This is a genomic window from Bariatricus sp. HCP28S3_F11, from assembly GCF_052065395.1.
Classification (GTDB): domain Bacteria; phylum Bacillota; class Clostridia; order Lachnospirales; family Lachnospiraceae; genus Allocoprococcus.
The window spans coordinates 47,270-69,658 of record NZ_JBQHUC010000016.1 but is presented as its reverse complement, the minus strand read 5'-3'; the positions used below and the strand labels follow the sequence as shown (position 1 = coordinate 69,658).

General features: G+C 43.6%; 15 protein-coding genes, 1 pseudogene and 1 riboswitch. Of the genes and pseudogenes, 10 read left to right on the top strand and 6 right to left on the bottom strand.

Annotated elements, in window-relative coordinates:
• Window positions 1-619 precede the first annotated feature (619 nt).
• The 6 genes and pseudogenes from ACTNBR_RS09185 (at window position 620) to ACTNBR_RS09160 (ending at window position 9,212) form a co-directional block, all read left to right on the top strand.
• A complete protein-coding gene (locus ACTNBR_RS09185) occupies window positions 620-1,153 on the top strand; it encodes a helix-turn-helix domain-containing protein (protein WP_427805983.1) in 534 nt (177 codons plus the stop codon).
• A gap of 15 nt (window positions 1,154-1,168) precedes the next feature.
• Window positions 1,169-2,242: pseudogene (locus ACTNBR_RS09180) on the top strand (ABC transporter ATP-binding protein); the annotation flags it as partial.
• 504 nt (window positions 2,243-2,746) lie between these two features.
• On the top strand, window positions 2,747-3,583 hold the full coding sequence (locus tag ACTNBR_RS09175; protein WP_427805982.1) for an ABC transporter permease: 837 nt from the start codon (window positions 2,747-2,749) through the stop codon (window positions 3,581-3,583).
• Window positions 3,584-3,589: 6 nt separating this feature from the next.
• The gene (locus ACTNBR_RS09170) at window positions 3,590-5,482 is read left to right on the top strand and encodes an extracellular solute-binding protein (RefSeq protein ID WP_441017781.1); all 1,893 of its coding nucleotides are present in this window, start codon (window positions 3,590-3,592) and stop codon (window positions 5,480-5,482) included.
• A 153-nt stretch (window positions 5,483-5,635) separates the two neighbouring features.
• Complete coding sequence (locus tag ACTNBR_RS09165; protein WP_441017783.1) at window positions 5,636-7,252, top strand: AAA family ATPase; 1,617 nt, start codon at window positions 5,636-5,638, stop codon at window positions 7,250-7,252.
• A 78-nt stretch (window positions 7,253-7,330) separates the two neighbouring features.
• Window positions 7,331-7,413, top strand: a riboswitch (ZMP/ZTP riboswitch).
• Window positions 7,414-7,526: 113 nt separating this feature from the next.
• Window positions 7,527-9,212, top strand: coding sequence for a formate--tetrahydrofolate ligase (locus ACTNBR_RS09160; RefSeq protein WP_427805978.1), 1,686 nt, complete (start codon window positions 7,527-7,529; stop codon window positions 9,210-9,212).
• Between the two features lie 59 nt (window positions 9,213-9,271).
• Here the strand turns inward: ACTNBR_RS09160 and ACTNBR_RS09155 are convergent, their stop codons facing one another.
• The 5 genes from ACTNBR_RS09155 to ACTNBR_RS09135 all read right to left on the bottom strand — a co-directional run bounded on the left by ACTNBR_RS09155 (window position 9,272) and on the right by ACTNBR_RS09135 (window position 14,718).
• Window positions 9,272-10,201 (bottom strand): alpha/beta fold hydrolase, encoded by a 930-nt coding sequence (locus tag ACTNBR_RS09155; protein WP_441017785.1) that lies wholly within the window; start codon window positions 10,199-10,201, stop codon window positions 9,272-9,274.
• Window positions 10,202-10,225: 24 nt separating this feature from the next.
• Complete coding sequence (locus ACTNBR_RS09150; RefSeq protein WP_441017787.1) at window positions 10,226-11,068, bottom strand: D-amino acid aminotransferase; 843 nt, start codon at window positions 11,066-11,068, stop codon at window positions 10,226-10,228.
• Between the two features lies 1 nt (window position 11,069).
• Window positions 11,070-12,227, bottom strand: coding sequence for a beta-aspartyl-peptidase (gene iadA, locus ACTNBR_RS09145; protein WP_427820573.1), 1,158 nt, complete (start codon window positions 12,225-12,227; stop codon window positions 11,070-11,072).
• Window positions 12,228-12,245: 18 nt separating this feature from the next.
• Window positions 12,246-13,700, bottom strand: coding sequence for a Na+/H+ antiporter NhaC (nhaC, locus tag ACTNBR_RS09140; RefSeq protein WP_441017789.1), 1,455 nt, complete (start codon window positions 13,698-13,700; stop codon window positions 12,246-12,248).
• A 136-nt stretch (window positions 13,701-13,836) separates the two neighbouring features.
• Window positions 13,837-14,718 (bottom strand): LysR family transcriptional regulator, encoded by an 882-nt coding sequence (locus ACTNBR_RS09135; RefSeq protein ID WP_427820575.1) that lies wholly within the window; start codon window positions 14,716-14,718, stop codon window positions 13,837-13,839.
• A 198-nt stretch (window positions 14,719-14,916) separates the two neighbouring features.
• Between ACTNBR_RS09135 and ACTNBR_RS09130 the strand changes: the two genes are divergently transcribed.
• Window positions 14,917-16,200 (top strand): serine dehydratase subunit alpha family protein, encoded by a 1,284-nt coding sequence (locus ACTNBR_RS09130; protein WP_427820576.1) that lies wholly within the window; start codon window positions 14,917-14,919, stop codon window positions 16,198-16,200.
• A gap of 245 nt (window positions 16,201-16,445) precedes the next feature.
• Here ACTNBR_RS09130 and ACTNBR_RS09125 read toward each other — a convergent pair whose 3' ends face one another.
• Window positions 16,446-16,901, bottom strand: coding sequence for a hypothetical protein (locus tag ACTNBR_RS09125; protein WP_427820577.1), 456 nt, complete (start codon window positions 16,899-16,901; stop codon window positions 16,446-16,448).
• Between the two features lie 189 nt (window positions 16,902-17,090).
• Between ACTNBR_RS09125 and ACTNBR_RS09120 the strand changes: the two genes are divergently transcribed.
• From ACTNBR_RS09120 to pyk, 3 genes are all read left to right on the top strand, one after another.
• A complete protein-coding gene (locus tag ACTNBR_RS09120; RefSeq protein WP_441017791.1) occupies window positions 17,091-18,269 on the top strand; it encodes a M20 family metallopeptidase in 1,179 nt (392 codons plus the stop codon).
• A 286-nt stretch (window positions 18,270-18,555) separates the two neighbouring features.
• Window positions 18,556-20,805, top strand: coding sequence for an ATP-binding cassette domain-containing protein (locus tag ACTNBR_RS09115; RefSeq protein WP_441017793.1), 2,250 nt, complete (start codon window positions 18,556-18,558; stop codon window positions 20,803-20,805).
• Between the two features lie 158 nt (window positions 20,806-20,963).
• Complete coding sequence (gene pyk, locus ACTNBR_RS09110) at window positions 20,964-22,388, top strand: pyruvate kinase (protein ID WP_427820589.1); 1,425 nt, start codon at window positions 20,964-20,966, stop codon at window positions 22,386-22,388.
• Window position 22,389 lies beyond the last annotated feature (1 nt).

Genomic DNA, 22,389 nt, shown 5'->3' with positions numbered 1-22,389 from the left:
GCATTGAAAAGTTATCCACTTTTCGCAATAAAGCCATGGCAAAACAGAAATTTTATTTTCTCCGTTTTGCCCAAAAATCAATGTACTCTAAATGGGGTGCTGAATAGTTACCATTTTTGTTATTTTACATTTTATCATTATTGCCCGGTAAAGTCATCTTATTCCGTGAAGATAAATTTCATCGAAACAAAAAAATATTTTTTCCTCACAGAGCAAGCAGAATCAGTGCCATAAAGCAACCAAAAAAGAGAGCAAACGCTCTCTTTTTCGCTGCCGAACACACACTACTATCTAAGGAAATCACAAAGCGTAAAAATGAAGAATTACCAGCCCAAGGTTCCACCTGTCCCATGCAGGGCCGTGGAAAACGCCGGCACTTGCTTGCAGAAGCCGCATTTAGCGGCGCCCCTGCAAGCGTAGTACCGCTGCGTTTTCCCCCGAGCGAAAGCGAGTCCTGCATGGGACAGGTGGAACCTTGGGCGTCCCTCCCCCATTTTCACACAAATTTCCCCTCCTTTTTTCACAAAACCACTTGCAATACCCCACCATATATGTATAATGTAATTTGTTCGGTAATTTTTAAAAAAAAGTATAGTATTATAAAACGGGAGGTGTAATTTTGGATATCGGAAAGAAGCTGAAAGAGCTGCGGCTTGCGAATGGCCTGACATTAGGTGATCTTGCATCGCGAAGCGAGCTGACGAAGGGATTTCTGTCCCAGGTGGAACGGAATCTTACCACGCCAAGTATCGCAACTCTTGAGGACATTCTGGAGGCGCTTGGAACCAATTTATCCGAGTTTTTTCACGAGGAAGAGGAAAAGCAGATCGTCTTTGGAACTCAGGATTTCTTTGAGGACATCCAGGATGATTACACGATAGAATGGGTTATCCCCAATGCGCTGAGAAATAAGATGGAGCCGATTTTGCTGACGCTTCATCCACATAAAAAAAGTAATGAATTACTGGCACATCAGGGCGAAGAGTTCGGTTATGTATTGAAAGGCAACGTGACGCTGGTTTGCGGTAATAAGAAATATAAGCTGAAAGCGCAGGAGACTTTCTACATGGACGGAACAAAGAGCCACTATTTGTACAATCACGGGAGTAGTGACGCGAAGGTGCTGTGGATCACAACACCACCGATGTTCTAGGAAGGAGAAGGTGATATGGAACAGAAGAAGCTGATTGAGTTTCGCAATATTGTGAAAAACTTTGATGGGCAGATTGTGTTAAAAGGAGTTAACCTTGACATTTATGAAAATGAATTTGTGACGTTATTGGGCCCCAGCGGTTGTGGGAAGACGACACTTTTAAGAATCCTCGGAGGCTTTCTGGAAGCTGATGAGGGGAAGGTGATCTTTGATGGTGAGGAGATCAGCCAGAAACCGCCGTATGAACGCGAACTGAATACGGTTTTCCAGAAATACGCGCTGTTTCCACATCTCAGCGTGTATGAGAATATTGCATTTGGCTTGAAAATCAAGAAAATGAGTAAGGACGTTATTGAGCAGAAAGTCATGAAGATGCTCAAATTGATCGGTCTGGAAGGGTATGAGAACAAGAATACGACCCTTCTATCCGGAGGTCAGCAGCAGAGGGTTGCGATTGCAAGAGCGCTGGTAAATGAACCGAAGGTATTGCTTCTTGATGAGCCTCTGGCGGCTTTGGACTTAAAGCTTCGTAAGGAAATGCAGTACGAATTGAAGCGCATCCAGCAGGAAGTAGGGATTACCTTCATCTTTGTAACACATGATCAGGAAGAAGCGCTTACGATGTCGGACAAGATCGTGGTCATGAAAAACGGAGAGATCCAGCAAGTAGGCACGCCGGAAGAGATTTATAATGAACCGGCAAACCGTTATGTGGCAAATTTCATCGGAGAAAGCAATATTCTTCCGGGAGTTATGCTGGAGGATTACAAAGTTCGGTTTGATGATATCACCTTTGATTGTGTGGACTTTGGGTTCCGTGAAAACGAAAAAGTCGATGTTGTCATCCGCCCGGAAGACATTGATATCGTAGATGTAAAAGACGGTAAGATGACAGGTGAAGTCTTAAGTGTTCTCTTCAAAGGCGTACACTATGAAATCATTGTGGAAACGGTTCCGGGTACCAGTGTTACGGTCGATATGCGCGTGATCCATAACCATGATGTGACCAGTGAAGACGGAAAAGAAAAGATCAGTGCCAACAATTTCTATGTGGACGTGGAAGACGTACAGAATCTGGATGACAAGGAAATCGTCGCTCTTTCCAATGCACAGGCATGGAATCCGGAGACCGATGATTATATTTCCATTTCCAAAATTGAATACGATCTGAAAGAGGAAGAAGGACAGTATCCGGTTGTATTCTCTACCTCGAACGGAACCAGTATTGAGCGTACGATTTTCGTAGTCAATCAGCCGTTTGTTAAAAATGAAAAGGCAAATGAAGCGATCATGGCATTCAATTTCCAGAAAACGGTAGATGAGATCTTAGAGTCTCAGGCCCTGGATACGGATATTAAGACATGGGCTAATGCACAGGGCTGGAAACTGAGTGATGAAGATCAGAGCATTGACATCAGCGTGGATTATGATTTTGAACCGGAAAATGTAAAAGAAGGTATCTACAAGATTACATTCTCCACGCCGGGACGTGAATTCAAGATTCACACGACCGATTATTCGGAAGTAGGTCAGGAGGTCGGACTGACATTCTTCCCGGAAGATATTCATGTGATGTCAAGGATGGTCTTTTAAATGAAACGCTTTTCACAGCTTGCAATCCCTTATATTGTGTGGGCCGCAATGATGCTGGTGCTTCCTATGGCTCTGATCGCACTTTATTCGATCACGGAACCGGGAAATTCCATCATTTCATTTTCCATCACACTGGATCACTACGTCAAATTTTTCACCGACCAGGATTTTTTGATTATACTTTGGCGTTCCATTTGGATTGCAGTTAAAACAACCATACTTTGTCTTCTTATCGGCTATCCGATTGCATATTTTATCGCGCGGAGCAGCGAAAAGGTCCAGAATATTCTGGTGCTTTGCGTAACGATTCCAATGTGGATCAACATGTTGGTAAGAACCTATGCATGGATCGGTCTTCTCAGTGAAGGTGGTCTGGTTCAGAGAATTGCGAGTTTTCTTGGATTTGGGGGAAAAGAATTGCTGTACACGGAAGGTGCCGTCCTTCTGGGCATGGTATATAACTTCCTTCCCTTCATGATTCTGCAGATCAATACGGCATTATGCAAAATGGACCATTCGCTTCTGGAGGCCAGTGCGGATCTGGGAGCGAACCCGGTACAGACCTTCCGGAGAGTGACGCTTCCGCTTTCACTTCCGGGAGTCATCAACGGAATCACACTGGTGTTTCTTCCGGCGGTCAGCTCTTTCTTTATTCCGAAGCTGCTCGGAGGCGGACAGTACTTCCTGATCGGTAATCTGATCGAGAATCAGTTTATCACCGTCGGAGAATGGAACTTCGGAAGTGCGATTTCCATGATAATGGCAGTGATCATGATGCTTCTGATGATGGTTGTGCGTAAGGTGGAAATCCGGAATCAGGGCGGAAAGGAGGAATAAGTCATCATGAAAAAGAACAACCGTATTTTCGGGAAAATACTTATGGCAGTGATGATCATTTTCTTCTATCTGCCGATCGTATATATGATTATTTTTTCCTTCAATGACGGAAAATCCCTTACTCATTTCACTGGATTTTCTTTGCGATGGTATGAGCATATGCTGGAATCCAGGGATATGATGGAGTCGCTTTATACGACATTTAGCATTGCAATAATAGCTACGGCAATATCAACGGTTGCCGGTACAATTGCAGCGATTGGGCTCAGCAAATCAAAGAAGATCGTGCGGGATGTGATGGAGCAGGTAGACAATCTCCCGCTTATGAATCCGGAGATTGTTACGGCGATTGGCTTTATGCTTTTATTTATCACGTTCAAAGTGGAAAAAGGTTATGTGACCATGCTGCTTGCACACATTGCATTTTGTATTCCCTATGTGATTCTGTCCGTTATGCCTAAGATCCGGTCGCTGGATCCGAATCTGGCAGATGCGGCCATGGATCTGGGAGCAACTCCGTGGCAGGCACTGACAAAAGTCATTGTGCCGCAGATCACACCGGGAATCGTTTCCGGAGCGCTGATTGCATTTACGATGTCTGTAGATGATTTTATCATTTCCTATTTCGTGACCGGAAGTGGTGTGAAGAACTTAAGTATTATGGTGTATACCATGAGTAAACGTGTTAATCCGAGTATCAATGCGATTTCAACATTGGTGGTTGTGATTATTACAATCGCGCTTCTCGTCATTAATGTGGTGCCGATGATTACAGCCCGCAAAGCGAAAAAGGCGGATATCGGACGAAAGAAGATGATGATTCCGGCGATCGGTGCAGTCTGTGTGATTTTGATTGCTGTGGGAATCTTCCGATTCGGCAGACAGGCAGATGCACGTCCGTTTGAAGGTCAGACTCTTTATGTGTACAATTGGGGTGAGTATACGGGCGAAAATATTCTGTCCGATTTCGAGGAAAAAACCGGTGCCAAAGTGGTTATGGAGAATTTTGATTCGAATGAACAGATGTACATCAAGGTGGCAAACGGAGAGGCTTACGATATCCTTGTTCCGAGTGATTACATGATTCAGAGACTGATTGAAGAGGATTATCTCCAGGAGCTGGATTACTCGAAATTGGATTGTCTGGATAATCTCGTTGACGATGTGAAGAATCTGCCATACGATCCGGGCAATAAGTACTCTATTCCATATTTCTGGGGAACAGTCGGCATCGTTTATGACACGACAAAAGTAGACCTGGAAGATCTGGAAAGAGAAGGCTTTAATATTTTCCTTGATGAGAAATATAAAGGAGATATTTATCTTTATGATTCAGAAAGAGATGAATTCATGATCGCTTTAAAGGCTCTCGGATATTCCATGAATACGGAAGATCCGGATGAACTTCAGAAAGCTTACGAATGGCTGGTACAGTGTGTACAGACCATGGAGCCTGAAATCGTTATGGATGAGATCATTGACAACATGGCGCAGGGCAGAAAGGCACTGGGACTTATTTATTCCGGGGATGCGACCTATATCATGTCTGAAAATGAAGATATGGGATATTACCTGCCGGAGAGTGGTACAAACCTGTGGTCTGATGCGATGGCTATCCCGAAAAATGCCAAGAACCCGGAGCTGGCACATGCATTTATCAATCATGTATGTGAGTATGAAGGTGCATATGATAACTCCAGTTATGTCGGATATACTTCGGCAAATAAGGAAGTGCTGGAAGATCTGTCCGGTGAAGGCGGAGATTTTGAAGGAATTGATGCATACATTCCAAGAAGCGGTTATGAACTGGACGAAGTATTCGTTTACAATGAGAATACGAGAAAAGAAATCAGTAATCTGTGGAGTAAGGTGAAGATTGCGGCTAGTAATGCAAATTAAGATAAGGTGTTTTGAAGAAGAGGCGGAGATGTCGCTGATAGCAGCGGCAGCTCCGCTTTTCAAGACGGGGGATACAATACAAAAGCGATTTACAAGTGATATTGGAAATGCTAAAATGTAATAAATGAATCAGATAGAAAGTGAAGTGTATAGATGGGTATATATGTGAATAGTAAAAATGCTTACGCACTATACAAAAAAGAAACGGCTAAACCATACTTTGTGGATAAAACTGTGTTGTTAAAGGAATTGTTCCCTTTAGTGGAAGAAGGAAGTCATTATTTATGCATAACGAGACCGAGGCGTTTTGGAAAAACGGTCATGGCTAATATGGTTGCTTCTTTTTTTTCAAAAGGACACAGAGCAAATGATGTTTTTCAGAATTTGCAGATTTATCAGGACAAAGATTATGAAAAATATCTTAATAAATATACGGTTATTCATATTATGTTTAATGATTTGCCACGAAATTGTAATTCATACAAACAGTATATTGATCGTATTGAAGAAACATTAATCAAGGACTTGAAAAAAGAATATCCGGATATGCCAATAGACGATCAGAATGCAGTGTGGGATACTCTTCTTGAAATATACGCCGAAAAACAAGATATAAATATTGTATTTGTTTTTGATGAGTGGGATTTTATTTTTCATCAGAAATTTGTTACGGAAGATGATAAGTTATCCTATTTACAATTCTTGAGAAATCTTTTGAAGGACAGACCGTACATTGCACTTGTATATATGACAGGAATTTTACCAATTGCCAAATATTCCAGTGGTTCTGAACTGAATATGTTTGCAGAATTTACTATGACGACGGAACAAAGATTTTCTGAATATTTTGGTTTTACAGACGAAGAAGTAGATGGGCTTTATTTGCGTTATATAGAAAATTGCGCATCAACCAAGATGGTTACAAGGGATGATTTACGGGAGTGGTATGATGGTTATCATACACGTAAAGGAGAACGATTGTATAATCCTCGTTCAATCGTGTTATCACTTTCTAATAATAATACAGGCAATTACTGGACAAGTTCAGGACCATATGATGAAATTTTTTATTATATTGAAAACAATATTGCTGATGTAAGAGAAGATTTGGCACTTATGGTATCAGGTATACCGGTACCCGCAAAAATTCAGGAATATGCAGCGACATCTATGAATTTGCAGACAAGAGATGAAATATTTTCTGCGATGGTGGTATATGGATTTTTGACATATGAAAATGGAAAAGTTATGATTCCCAACAAAGAGCTAATGAATAAATTTGCTGATATGTTAAAAAAGGAAGCTTCATTGGGTTATGTGCATCGATTGGCGAAAGAATCGGATCGAATGCTTAGAGCTACATTAGCCGGAGATACGGAAACGATGGCAGAAATTCTGGAGCTTGCATATGATACGGAAATACCGTTATTAAGCTATAATGACGAAACAGAATTAACAGCTGTTGTGAATCTTGTATATTTATCAGCAAGAGACAATTATCGTGTGGAACGAGAAGATAAGTCCGGTGTAGGATATGTGGATTTTATTTTTTATCCGGTAAATCGGGATGCGGATGGGATTATTTTGGAATTAAAGGTAGATCACAGTCCCGATGAAGCAATCAGGCAGATTAAAGATAAAAAATATATTCTACGTTTTACAGGGAAATTGGGTGAAGAACGTAAATGTGCAGGAAGAATTCTTGCGGTTGGAATTAGTTATAATAAAAAGCAGAAGAAACATGCCTGCAAAGTAGAAGTATTAAATTAGTAGGGTAGGATTCATAAGAGAATGCAGAATTAGGCTTGCATTTCCTGTGTGAGTATGATACGATGACGGTAGTTAAAGAAGAGTCCGGTCTACTGACGGAGAAAGCGTGGAGTACCACGGGGGAGCCGGATTCTGGAACGCCGACCGTCTGGGCAGCATATGTATTTTACATGTGTTGCCTTTTTTGTTCCTCTTTAACAGGACGATTTATCTAATATAACAGTAAATTTTATTTTTGGCAGCATTTACCTGCAAAAGAAGAAGGGAGAAAAACATGGGATTCAAATCAGATATTGAAATCGCACAGGAATGTCAGATGTCACCGATTACTGAAATTGCAGCAAAGGCAGGCATTGATGACAAGTATTTAGAGCAGTACGGAAAATACAAAGCAAAAATTGATTACAATCTGTTAAAAGAAAGCGATAAAAAGGATGGAAAACTGATCCTTGTTACCGCAATTAACCCGACTCCGGCCGGAGAAGGAAAAACTACGACTACGATCGGACTTGCTGATGGTATGCAGAAGCTCGGTAAAAATGTTATGGTTGCACTTCGTGAGCCATCCCTTGGACCTGTATTTGGTGTAAAAGGTGGGGCTGCCGGCGGCGGATATGCACAAGTAGTTCCGATGGAAGATATCAACCTTCATTTTACAGGAGACTTCCATGCGATCGGCGCAGCGAATAACCTTCTTGCAGCAATGATCGATAATCATATTTACCAGGGAAATGAATTGAATATTGATCCGAGAAAGATTACCTGGAAACGCTGCGTGGACATGAACGACCGTCAGCTTCGCTATGTGGTAGACGGACTTGGCGGAAAACCGAACGGAACTCCTCGTGAAGACGGATACGACATTACCGTTGCATCTGAGATCATGGCAGTTCTTTGTCTCGCAAAGGATATTACAGATTTAAAAGAACGTCTATCTCGTATCATCATCGGATACACATACGGAAAGATCGCAGACCAGAAGCCGGTAACAGCAGGCGATCTTCATGCAGAGGGAGCTATGGCTGCACTGCTTAAGGATGCTTTGAAACCGAACTTGGTACAGACACTTGAGAAAGTTCCGGCCATTGTACACGGCGGACCATTTGCAAATATTGCTCACGGATGTAACTCTGTAACTGCTACAAGAATGGCAATGAAGCTGGCTGATTATGCAATCACAGAAGCCGGATTTGGTGCGGATCTCGGAGCAGAGAAATTCCTTGATATCAAATGCCGTATGGCAGGAATCAAGCCAAATGCAGTTGTCATTGTAGCAACTGTTCGTGCTTTGAAATACAACGGCGGTGTAGCAAAAGCAGATCTCAATAACGAAAATCTGGAGGCGCTGGAAAAAGGGCTTCCGAACCTGCTGAAGCATGTAAGTAATATTAAAAATGTTTATAAGCTCCCGTGTGTTGTTGCGATCAATGCATTCCCGACCGATACAAAGGCTGAACTGGATCTGGTTGAAGCAAAATGTAAAGAGCTTGGCGTAAATGTTGCACTTTCTGAAGTATGGGCGAAAGGCGGCGAAGGCGGCGTGAAGCTTGCAGAAGAAGTGATTCGTCTCGCAGAAGAACCGAATGATTTCTCTTATTCTTATGAACTTGAGGGAAGTATTGAAGATAAATTAAATCAGATTGTTCAGAAGATTTATGGCGGCAAGCGTGTCGTACTGACGGCCCAGGCACAGAAACAGGCGAAAGAGCTGGAAGCTCTCGGCTTTGGAAACTGCCCGATCTGCGTGGCTAAGACCCAGTACAGTCTGACAGATGATCCGACGAAACTTGGCGCTCCGACGGATTTTGAAGTTACGGTTCGTAACCTGAAGATTTCTGCAGGTGCAGGATTTATTGTTGCTCTTACCGGTGAGATCATGACAATGCCGGGGCTTCCGAAAGTTCCGGCAGCAGTAAGAATTGATGTGGATGAGACCGGAAAGATTACGGGGCTGTTCTAGATTAGTGTAAGTTATCAAGATGAAAAACGGGCGGAAGATTGAATCTTCCGCCCGGATTTTTACTCGACCAAAACTCCATCCATAAATGCAATGATTCCTGCTTCAACCTCGTCTTTTATATCCGCATAGTTATGGATCTCATGACGGTATCCGGAATAGAGCTTTGTCTTAACCTGATGTCCGGTTTTGACCAGCCAGTTCGAAACTTCACAGACTCCCTGACCGTATTCGCCGACAGGATCCTGATCTCCGGCGATATTGTAGATCGGGAGTGCAGTCGGTACTTTTTCTGCCCATTCGGTTCCGGTGATCACATCCATCATCTGGGTGAAGTACAGCAGAGACTGGTTATTTGTCGGTTTGGTAAACGCGTCAAACGGGTCGTCAGCGTGATCGCGCTGTACATACGGATCAGCACAGATCCATTCATTTCCGATGCTGACTTCGCCGCATCTTTCGCACATCCATCCCAGAAGTGAACCAACAAATTCGGGGTTACAGCCTTTTCCATTTCCTTCGGCTACAATTTTTTCAAGCCCGGTCTGGGCTTCGGAAGCACCGCGGAAAATACCGGTGGTTCCGCAAATGGTTACACCTGCAAGATCGTCTCCGTATTTGGCGATGTAGTCTCTTGCGATGAAAGAGCCCATACTGTGTCCGAACAGGAAATAAGGCAGGTTCGGGTATTTCTCACAAACCAGTTCTTTCAGTGTGTGTTCATCCTCCATCATCGTGTGGACACCCTTGTCACCCCAGTCGCCCCAGGTATCATTTTCCAAAGCCGTTTTTCCGTGTCCTACATGATCGTCGGCAGCTACTATATAGCCGGCATCCAGAAACTTGACGATCATATGCAGATATCTTCTTGAATGCTCGCCAAAACCATGAATTACCTGGACAATTCCCTTTGGTTTGGCAGCCGGAACATAGATCCAGCCATAGACCTCATCGCGTTCATTGAAGGATTTGAATTTTACCTCGTGTAGCATAATAAACACCTCTTTCTTTTGAAATTATGTTGTTTCACTTATATATTTATCCAGATAACATTTCTGTATGAGTGCGACCAGTTCGGGAGCTTTTCCGCCGACAGGAGTTCCGTTCAGACTTTCTGCACTTACACAAAGCTTTGTTGAACTGGATACAAGTACTTCATCAGCTTCAAATAGCTGCTGCATAGTAAAAGAAGTTTCATCAACGGGGATGTTATTTGCCTTACAAATCTCAATGATATGTTTTCGGGTAATTCCCGGTAAAATATAATGGTCCGTGGGGTGTGTAATAAGTACTCCGTCTTTTATTATACTGATGTTGCTGTGCGCACATTCAGTAACGATATCTCCCCGGTGGAACACACATTCATCGCAACCTGCTTCTTCAGCTTTTTGAGCTGCAATACAATTGACCATCAGATTTAACGTTTTAATATTACAATGAAGAAAACGAGTATCTTCCGTTTCAGTCAAATGTAGTTTGTGTTCTTGATCTTTGAGCTTCATCGGCTTAATGGTAACCCATAAGTTCGCTTTCACATCAGCCTTTGGAAAGATGTGGTTGCGAGGAGCTGTTCCGCGTGTAACCTGCCAGTAAAGCAATTGCTCCGGAGAGTCCACTTTCCGGACTAATTCATTTAGAATTTCTGCCATTTCTGCTTTGGTATAAGGAATAGAGATACGAACCAGTCTGGCACTGTTGTAAAGTCTTTCCAAATGTTCGCTTAAAGCAAAGATTTTATGGTTATTTACCATGGTTGCTTCATAAACTCCATCACCAAAATAGCAGGCTCTGTCGTTGATGGGGATTCGCATCTCCTCGATCGCTGCGATTTCCCCGTTATAATAAGCTAAATCTTTCATTTTATTCAAATCTGCCTTTCATCAGAATTTCACCGTTCCACACGGCTGTTTTGCCTCTTGCAAAAACGCTTTCGATAGCGAGATGATCTCCGAGAACAAGAAGATCGGCGTCAGCCCCTTCCATGACACATCCTTTTTTCTCTTTCTGTCCCAGAACATTTGCCGGAGTAGTGGTAAGAAGTTTCAGTGCTTCCTCCAAAGGCAGTCCTCTGCGTACGAGACTCTGGATTGTCTGGTGCAGATATTTTGGAGAGGCATAGGTAAGTCCGATACATTCCCCGCGTTCATTAAATCTAGGCTGACTTCCAAAAGCATCGCTGGACATCGTTACGTGGTCGGCACTTACACCTTCACGTCCGAGGAGTTCCAGAATGAGTGCCGCATTCTGTTCCATTTCGTCTGGTGTACACCCTGCAGTACAATCCATATATCCACCTCGGCGCACCAGTTCGGCACCATCATCAATCAATTCCGGTGTGCGGAGCATATGGGTCGGAAGCAAGTTTTTAGGAGAAACGTCGGAGTGATCCAGTACGTAGAAAATAGGCTCCAGACGTCCTTTGCCACTTCCCATGTGCATAGTCACAATTCCGGCGGTGTTGCTCAAAAGTCCGGCTCTTCGGGCAGCGGTCGCAAGAGCAATAAGATCTTCTCCAGTCGGGTTGGAACTGCGGTGGTCTGATACAGCAACCTTAACACCAACCATAGGAGGAATCATCATAATATCCTTTTCGACACTTCCGGTCAGCGTTGTCGGCGGATAGCCATATGCACTTGTAAGAGTGTAGGCAGTGATACCTTCATCGTTCAGTGCTCTGGCCTTTGCAACCAGATTTTCAATACTTCGGGTAATACCATCGGTACCAAGAAGTCCGACTACGGTAGTAATACCATTTGTCGTAAATACACTAAGCTGTGATTCTGGAACACGTGAAGCCGGGCCCTGTTCTCCACCTCCGCCTGTAATATGAACATGAAGATCAATGTATCCCGGTGTCAGAATTTTTCCTTCCAGATCAAATGTCTCTACATCAGGAAGTCCTTCGTATCCCGTGATTTTTTCGGCAATTCGACAAATTTTCTCATCTACGATTAATAAATCTTTCTTACCAAGTGGAGCTGGTGCGTACACCTGAGCATTCTTAAATAATTTGATCATGTTTGTTTTACTCCTTTATTACTTCCCAGCCTTTGTGTTATCAAGTTTAGCAATACCGAATCCGGTGAATCCCCAAATCAGTGCAAAAATGAATCCTGTATAACAGAGAATTGCCCATGGCAGGTAGGATAATGTTTCAACTCCCAGTGTTCCCGCCATATATGCGCCTGCTGCAGACCATGGAACCAGTGGTACAAATACGGTTCCGGCATCTTCCAGTGTTCGGGAAAGATTCTTTGCTGCAAGACCACGTTCTTTGTATGCATCACGGAACATTTCACCAGGGATTAAAATGGACAAGTAGGAATTACCGGTTGTAAGTGCCATAACAATACAAGAACCTACGGTGGCTGCGATCAGTGCACCGGTACTCTTTGCGACGCTCAGGATTTTCTGAAGAACAACATCCAGACATCCTGCCCGGCTCATAATACCTGCGAAGCAGAATGCGCAGAATACCAGAAGTGTCGTACTCATAATACCATTCATACCGCCACGGTTAAGCAGCTTTGTGATTTCGGCAGAAGCGGTTGCAGAGTCGAATCCGGATTTGGTTATCATCGTTACATTGAATCCATTTACAGTCGAAGCAAAAATATTCTTCAGAGGCTGTCCCTGGAAGATAAATGCTTCAATTCCGGCAACAACAGTAGAAAGGAGCATGACCGGAAGGGTTGGCTTTTTCAAAAGAGAACCGGCAAGGATAAGTACTACCGGCAGAAGAAGCAGGAGATTCCAGTTATACATCTGATCCAACTGTGCCAACATCGTTGTTACTGCCTCTGAATTCGCCCCGGCAGAAACATTTGCATTCATTCCGGCAATAGCATATACGATCAGAGATACGATCGTAGCAGGAATGGTGGTGTAAAACATATGTCCGATATGTTCATATAATTCGCTTCCGGCTGCGATAGGAGCCAGATTCGTTGTGTCAGAAAGCGGTGACATCTTATCTCCGAAATAGGAACCGGCAATAACTGCACCTGCTGTTGCCGGAAGTGAAACACCAAGTGTACTTGCGATACCCATCAGAGCGACACCCATTGTTGCAACAGATCCCCAGGATGTACCTGTAACGATAGAAACTACTGCTGTGATTAAGAATGCAGTTACCAACAAGAATTTTGGACTTACAATCTGAACACCATAATAAATCATAAGCGGAATAGTTCCGGCAGCCATCCAGGTACCGACTAACGCGCCTACGCAGACCAAAATTAATATGGCAGGCATACCTTTGGCAATTTTGTTACAAATTTCATCCAGCATTTCATCCCAGGTAACACCTACACGGAATGCGATGAATGCAGCGACGCAGGCAACCATGATAAGAAGTGGTTCAGTATTGAATCCATAGATTCCTTTGCCGATGGTCAGGATGATCAACATCGCAATAATAGGAATGATAGATTCTGTAAACGTGGGTTTTCTTTTGAAATGACTTTTTCTCTCTTTTGTTTCTTTACTCATATTTTCTCCTCCTTTAGTTGCGAAAACAGTAAATTTTCTTTACCTGTTTTTGCGAATTGTATTGATATTCATTTTATCATAGATGGGGAATAATGGCAATGAAAGCACTTCTTGTAATGAATGATTTGTGCACAATTCATAAAAAATCCTGCGCCAGTTCTAAAAAGGCCTTCATTTCACGGGTTACCCATTTGTCTTTATGATAGACGATCTGGCGGCAGACTTGCAGATGAAAATCACGGACATCCAGCCTGCTCAGACGACCTTCATCCAGATCTTTTTTTACGATAAATCCGGGCAGAAATGATACTCCCAGATTGTGGCGAAGCTGATTGATGATAAATTCTGTATTTCCTGTTTCGAGAAATGGGTGAAGTTCATACCCTTTTTCAGCAAGTGATTCTTCAAGCAGAAGACGATAACTGGCATCCTTTTCTGTGGAAATAAATGGTTGACAGATCACCTCGTCCAGATTCAGTTCTCTGCGCTTCGAAAGCGGATTCTCAGAAGAAGATACGAAAAAAACCTCTTCCGGTTTTTCCAGTACTTTTACCCATTTTGTGTTATACACAGGTTTATCCAGAAAATAGACGATATCCAATGTATTCTTATCCATCATATGAAGAAGGATTTCGGGAGAATCTGTGACAATTTTTATATTTACTTTGGGATAACGACGATGATATTCACGCAAAAGGACGGGGAAAACAGACGCGCAGACCGATTCTATGGTCCCCAGGCAGAGCTTTCCTGTCAGCTCATCCGGATTCGATAGAGCATCTTTAGCCTGAGAGATTTCCCTTGTGATATTAGAGGCGTAATTATAAAAAATACGTCCCTGATGTGTAAGAAGCGTCTGTTTTCCGATTCGATCAAAAAGATGAACTCCGAGTTCATTTTCCAGATTTTTAATCTGAATTGTGACGGCAGCCTGAGTATAGCCAAGCTGCTCGGCGGCGCGGGAAAAGCTTTTAAACTTTGCTACTTGCAAAAACGTTGATATTTCGCGGAATTCCATACCGGTTCCTCCTGATTATAATATAAAAAGTATTTAACGATATTATAAAAACATTAAATTTTACATTTGTGATAATTCCATGATACACTGAGATTACGAGAACAGCAAGCTCTTTCTGGGGAGAAAGAGTGGACAAAAATGCGAGAGGAAAAATAGGGATAGCGATACCTGGAGGCAAGAAGAAAAGGAGAAAAAGAAATGTACAAAAACGATGAGAAATACGGAGCCTATGTGAATATTCTGAGAGAAGAACTTGTTCCGGCGATGGGATGTACGGAACCTATTGCACTGGCTTATGCAGCAGCGACTGCTCGCAAAGTTCTGGGAGAATTACCGGACAGAGTAGTAATCGGAGCAAGTGGCAGTATTATTAAAAATGTCAAATCTGTAATCGTACCGAATACGGATCACCTCAAAGGAATTCCGGCAGCTGCTGTGGCGGGAATTATTGCGGGAAAGCCGGAAAAAGAACTTGAGGTAATTGCAGAAGTAACAGCGGAAGAAATAGCCCGGATGAAAGAATATCTGGAAAATGTAGAAATCAAAATCGAGCATATCGACAACGGACTTACATTTGAAATTATTGTGACGCTGTATAAAGGGAAAGAATATGCAAAAGTAAGAATTGCAAACTATCATACGAATATTGTTCTTATTGAGAAAAATGGTGAGGTTTTAAAAGAAGTACCAGTGGATGACGAAAGCGAAGAGGGACTTACAGACAGAAGCTTGTTGAATATGAAAGATATTTTTGATTTTGCCGAAACAGTGGAAATTGAAGATGTGAAAGGGATCCTTGACCGCCAGATTGAATATAACATGGCAATTGCAAAAGAAGGAATCCGGGGAAATTACGGAGCAAATATTGGTTCTGTCCTGCTGGATATTGGGCAAGACAATCTTATGGTAAAAGCGAAGGCAATGGCAGCGGCAGGTTCCGATGCCCGTATGAATGGATGTGAACTTCCGGTTATTATCAATTCCGGAAGCGGCAATCAGGGAATCACGGCATCTGTACCGGTTATTGTATATGCAGAAGGAACACAGTCAGGAAAGGAGAAAATGTACCGTGCGTTGGTGCTCTCTAATCTGACGGCAATTCACCAGAAGACACCGATCGGGCGGCTTTCCGCATACTGTGGAGCAGTCAGTGCAGGAGCCGGAGCAGGTGCAGGTATCGCATATTTGTGCGGCGGTGGATACGAAGAAATTATTCATACAGTAGTAAACGCATTGGCAATTGTTTCCGGGATCGTCTGCGACGGAGCAAAGGCATCCTGTGCTGCGAAGATTGCATCCGCTGTAGAAGCAGGAATTTTCGGATATCAAATGTATGTACACGGACAGGAATTTGTCGGAGGAGACGGAATCGTTACAAATGGTGTTGAAGCGACCCTTCAGAACGTCGGAAGACTTGGAAAACAAGGCATGAAAGAAACAAATGAAGAAATCATCCGGATTATGATTGGGGAGAATTGTTAATCTGTAACTGTTCAGAGCCAAGCAGATTTGTCAAAAAAGGGTGTTGAATGCTTGCATTCGTGAGCACTTTTTTGTACAAATCTATTTGGCGGATACGCCACACTGAGGAAACACGAAGTGTTTTCGAGGTTGGCTCTGAACAGTTACGTTAATCTTATCTTAAGATGAAAAATGATAAAAAGCTGTATGTAAAACAGATGGTCTATCCGTGGTTTGCATACAGCCTTTTCTAATATAAAATAGTGCTATTTCTCATTCTTATCTTTCGGATTCTTCCAGAACCAGAACGCTGCAAGAATACCGGCTATGTATAAAATATTGACAAGGATGGTAGGCACATCCTTCAATAAATAAATGACCGCAACGATTGCAGCCAGAGAGACGGAAAGCTTAAAGGCTGTAAATAACCGCTTCTCTTTTCGTTCTTTTGCTTCCTGAAGCTGTTCAAACCGTTTTTGCTCTAACTTGAGATATTCCATAAGCTGAGAATTATCAATATGAGAAAGAATCCACTCATCTCGTGAAAAATCAGATTTCTTCGAGCGGAATGGAGAAAAAAGCCGTTTCGGCGGTTCTTCCTCTGAGACTGGTTCCATTTCTTTTTCCGCTCTGATCTCAGGATCTGGTGCTTCCGCTACCGGGTCTGGATTCATAATCGTTTCTTCCGTTTCCGTTTTGGAAGTTGGTGTATATTCGGACAAAGATATCCCTCCTGTTTGGCTGTGTGAAAATGAGCTATATGCCATATCATAACAGCTTTTAAGGGGAAATTCAAGGGTGACTGGGGCGGGTGACTCTTGTAGTTTTTACATATTCGTGCTATAGTTCTTTTTAGCAAAAGTTTTGCCGGGGGAGCAAAATCAAAACGCTGACACAAAGGAGGAATGTTTATGAATTATTATGAACGTGCACTGGAATTGAAGGAGGAGACTATAGCGGATCGCCGTTATATTCATACCAATGCAGAAGTGGGGCTGCATATGCCGAAGGCAAAAGCGTATATTTTGGAGAAACTGAAGGAATATGGTCTTGATCCGAAAGAATGCGGAGAAGGTGTTACCGCTACGCTTGGAAAAGGCGGTAAAGTGATTTTGCTTCGAGCTGATATGGATGCTCTTCCGATGCCGGAAGACAGCGGGCTCCCATTTGCCTGTCCTACGGGAACAGAAGGACATTGTTGTGGACACGATCTTCATGCGGCAATGCTTCTTACTGCAGCAAGATTGTTAAAAGAGAATGAGGACGCTCTGGAAGGAACTGTTAAATTCATGTTCCAGCCGGGAGAGGAGAATTTCACGGGAGCAAACAACATGGTTGAGAACGGAATTCTGGAGAATCCGAAACCGGATATCGCGATGGCTTATCATGTCGGTCCTGGAAAGATTCCGATGGGAACTTATATGTATAATGACAGTGGTAAGGCTATTATGTTCTCCATGGACGGATTTGAGATTCATATCAAGGGACGCGGTTCACACGGAGCATATCCACATATGTCTATTGACCCGATCAACATCGGTGTGCATGTGCACCTTGCACTGCAGGAACTGATTGCACGAGAGAGCAATCCGAATGATGCTTGTGTCCTGACGATTGGACAGTTTCAGGCTGGTTCCGCTCCGAACATTATTCCGGAGAGTGCGGTACTGAGCGGTACGATCCGTACCAATAGTCCGGATGCCCGTAATCTGCTGCTGAAACGTATGAAAGAAGTGAGCGAACGTACGGCAGAAGTTTACGGCGGTACAGCAGAAGTAGTTATGACCGGCGGAGTCGGCCCGCTGATCAGCGATGCTGCGCTAACAAAGGAAATGGTAGGCTACATGAATGAGCTGCCAATCCCCGGACTTATGGGTTATCCGGGAATTACCGCCAGCGCTTCAGAGGATTTCGCTGTAGTTGCAGAGCAGATCCCGAGCGTATTTATGTATATATCCGCAGGATTTCTGGATGAAAGAGGAGCAGTTTCCGCTCACAATCCGAAGGTGTTGTTTAATGAAGACGTGCTTCCGATCGGATCAGCCTGCCTGGCTCACTGTGCAACTGAGTGGCTGAAGAATAATAAGTAGTCTTTAACCTAAAAAGAAACGAAAATACAACAGAAAAAAGGAACGGCTTTCACACCACGCTGTCAAGCAGATGACATTGAGGAACAAGGCCGTTCCTCTTTTTGTGCGTAAATGTTTCTTCGCGCGAATGTGCATGTATTGATCGGACGCTAGACTGGTTTTGTCGGCAGAAGAAAAATGTTGGAAAGAACATTGACCATACAAAACATGAATGATATTGTGAATATAGTTTGAGATAATATATTGTCAAAGATCAAAAAAGGAAAGGTTAAGCTGAAATTTGCAAATGAACAGAGAATTTATTCAAGTATTGAATGCCTATGAAAATAATTTGAAACATATTTCGATAGATATCCCGAAATATAAGATGACGGTGTTCACCGGTGTTTCAGGTTCAGGGAAATCTTCTTTGGTATTGGATACGATCGCAGCCCAGTCCAGACGGGAGTTGAATGATACATTCCCGGGATTTGTCCAGAATTATCTGCCCAAATACGGGCGGCCGCATGTGGAACGAATCGATAATCTTCCGGTCGCGATCGTGATCGATCAGAAAAAACCGGCACCTAATATGCGCTCTACAGTCGGAACGTATACAGACACTTATACACTTTTGAGACTTCTTTTTTCAAGAGTGGGGGAACCGTTTGTCGGCTATTCGGATACATTTTCATTCAATCATCCGCAGGGAAGCTGTCCGCGCTGCGATGGAATCGGTGAGATTACGGAACTGGATGTACACAAGCTGGTCGATTTTGATAAATGTCTGAATGATCCCGGAGTGATTAATTATGTCGCATTTGAGCCGGGACAGTGGCGATGGATCCGATATGCCAACAGTGGGCTGTTTGACCTGAATAAAAAGATAAAAGATTATTCGGAAGAAGAATTGGAACTGTTTCTGTATTCGCCGCAGATTCGTTTGAAAAACCCACCGGAAGGATGGCCGAAGACGGCAAAGTATGAAGGCCTGGTTCACAGAATGTACCGCAGTGTTCTGAATTCAGAGGAAGGAAAACTGCACAAACAGATCCTGGGTCCCATGACGCACCGCGGAGTATGTCCGGATTGCGGAGGTACCCGCCTGAATCCGAAGGTGCTTTCATGCCGGATAAACGGGAAAAATATTGCCGAAGTGACTGCGATGCCGCTTAAAGAACTGAGCGTATGGTTGAATGAAATAGAGTCACCGTTGGCGGAGGATATTAAGCGAACACTCTCTGCCAGAATCCAGGCGCTAATTGATATTGGACTTGATTATCTGACACTGGCGAGGGGACTCGGAACCCTGTCAGGTGGAGAAGCACAGCGATGCAAGATTGCCAAATACATGAATTCATCTCTTACGGATCTGCTGTATATTCTGGATGAACCGAGCGTAGGCCTCCACAGTCATGATATCGACCGGCTTCTGCGGGCGGTGGAAAAGTTACGGGATGCAGGCAATACCGTTCTGATGGTGGAGCACCATAAGGAAATGATCCGGGCAGCGGATCATATCGTTGACATTGGCCCCGGGGCAGGTGCGTCCGGAGGAAATATCCTGTTTCAGGGAAGCTATGTGGAACTTGTGAAAAGCAATACCCGGACAGGGGAAATGCTTCGCAGGAAAAGTGGTTTGAAAACATGTGTCAGAATACCAAAGACCTGGTATGAACTTCAAAATGTGACATACCATAATCTAAAGGATATTTCCGTAAAAATACCGTTGGGCGTGATGACTGTGATCGCAGGAGTTGCCGGATCAGGAAAGAGCTCACTGATGGAACATTTTGCAGAGACATGCCCTGAAAAACCGATTTATATCAGTCAGAAAAACATTGGAATCAGTCTGCGGTCCACTCCTGCAACATACCTTGGAGCGGCAGATGAAATCCGGAAGATTTTTGCCGGAAAATGTGGCGTCAGTGCCGGACTTTTCTCGTTTAATGGAAAAGGGAAATGTCCGGTATGCAAAGGAAAAGGAGTGGTCGTCTCGGATATGGCTTTTATGGATTCCATCGAAACAGTATGTGAAGCATGCGGTGGTCTCCGATATTCCAAAGAGGTGCTGGAATATGAGGTAGACGGATATAACATTGCCCAAGTCATGGATTTTACTGTAAGTAAAGCAGAAGAATGGTTTGCCGGAACAGAGGTGGCAAAAATGCTTCATCCGCTGACGAGGGTGGGACTCTCCTATCTTCATCTGAATCAGTCCCTGTCCACATTATCCGGTGGAGAACTTCAGCGGCTGAAGCTAGCATCGTATCTGAACAGCAGTGGAAAGATTTTTATTCTGGACGAGCCTACCGACGGACTGCACATGGAAGACATTTGTAACATTCTGGAATTGTTTGATGAAATGGTGGATGCCGGGAACTCCCTTTTCCTGATCGAACATAATCTGGAAGTCATAAAAGGATGTGATTATCTGATCGAGCTGGGGCCGGGCGGAGGAAATGAAGGAGGAAATCTGTTGTTTGCAGGTACGCCGGAAGAACTTGTAACAAGTGAAAAATCTGTAACGGCGCCGTATCTCAAAGAAGACTTATAGAATGCATAGATTTTTGTGCAAAAGACGCAGTTGTGTGTGAATTAAAATCATGTTACGATAAGTGGTGTAATAGATAATATGTGACTTAAAGGCTATGCCACGTCCACATAGCATATGGAAAAGCAGGACAAGAGAAGAATAACAGTAGGAGGAACAGGATGCGCAAAACGAAAATCATTTGTACTTTAGGACCATCAACCGATAAAGAAGGGGTACTGGAAACACTGATTCAGGAAGGGATGGATGTTGCCAGATTTAACTTTTCTCACGGAAGTCATCGGGAACAGAAGGAGCGTCTGATCAAACTTCAGGAGATCCGGGAACGGCTCGGAAGACCGGTTGCCGCTCTTCTGGATACGAAGGGACCGGAGATCCGGATCCGTACTTTTAAAGAAGGAAAGGTTGAACTGGTCGAAGGACAGGAATTTACACTGACATCGGAAGACATTGAAGGAACAAACGAAAAGGTATCCGTAACCTACGAAGATTTATATAAAGACTTAAAGCCGGGAGACAGTGTGCTGATCGACGATGGTCTGATCGGTCTGGAAGTCGTAAGTATTGAAGGAAAAGAAATCCACTGTGTTGTAAAAAACGGGGGAATGGTTTCAGACCGTAAAGGCGTGAACCTTCCGGGAGTGGATGTGAATATGCCGTTTATCAGCCCGAAGGATAAAGAAGATATTCTTTTTGGAATTCGAGAAGGATTTGATTTCATTGCAGCTTCTTTTACACGTACAGCAGAAGATGTGGCGGAGATTCGTAAGATTTTATATGAGAACGGTGGAGCTGATATCGGAATCATTGCAAAGATCGAGAACCAGCAGGGCGTGAATAATATCGATCGAATCATCGAAGCTGCCGATGGAATCATGATTGCCAGAGGTGACATGGGTGTAGAAATCCCGCTGGAAGACGTTCCTGTCATCCAGAAGGAAATCATTGCCAAAGTTTACAATGCGGGGAAACAGGTTATCACGGCAACCCAGATGCTGGATTCCATGATAAAAAATCCACGTCCAACTCGTGCGGAGACGACGGACGTGGCAAATGCGATTTACCAGGGAACCAGCGCAATCATGCTGTCCGGAGAAACTGCAGCGGGAAAATATCCGGTGGAGGCACTGAAAACAATGGTTCGTATCGCTGTGCGAACCGAAAGTGACATCCCATATAATGAACTGTTCAGTGTCCGGAAAAAAGAAGAAAAGAAAGATATGACGACGGCGATTTCCCATGCAACCTGTATGACGGCCATTGATATGGACGCCAAGGCCATCATTACCGTGACCAAGTCCGGCCATACTGCGAGAATGGTGTCCAGATTTCGACCGGGATGTCCGATCGTGGGATGTACTTCCGATATGCGTACCTGCCGGAAATTAAATCTGTCTTGGGGAATTTCACCGATTTTGATCAAAGAAGAGTACAGCATGGAGATTTTATTCCTTCATGCGACAGAAGCAGCTGAACGAGAGGGATTTGTACAGGAAGGAGATGTGGCGATCCTGACTGCCGGTGTTCCGGTAGGGCGCCCAGGAAAAACGAATTTGATTAAAGCGGCGATTGTCGGAGAGTATTAGG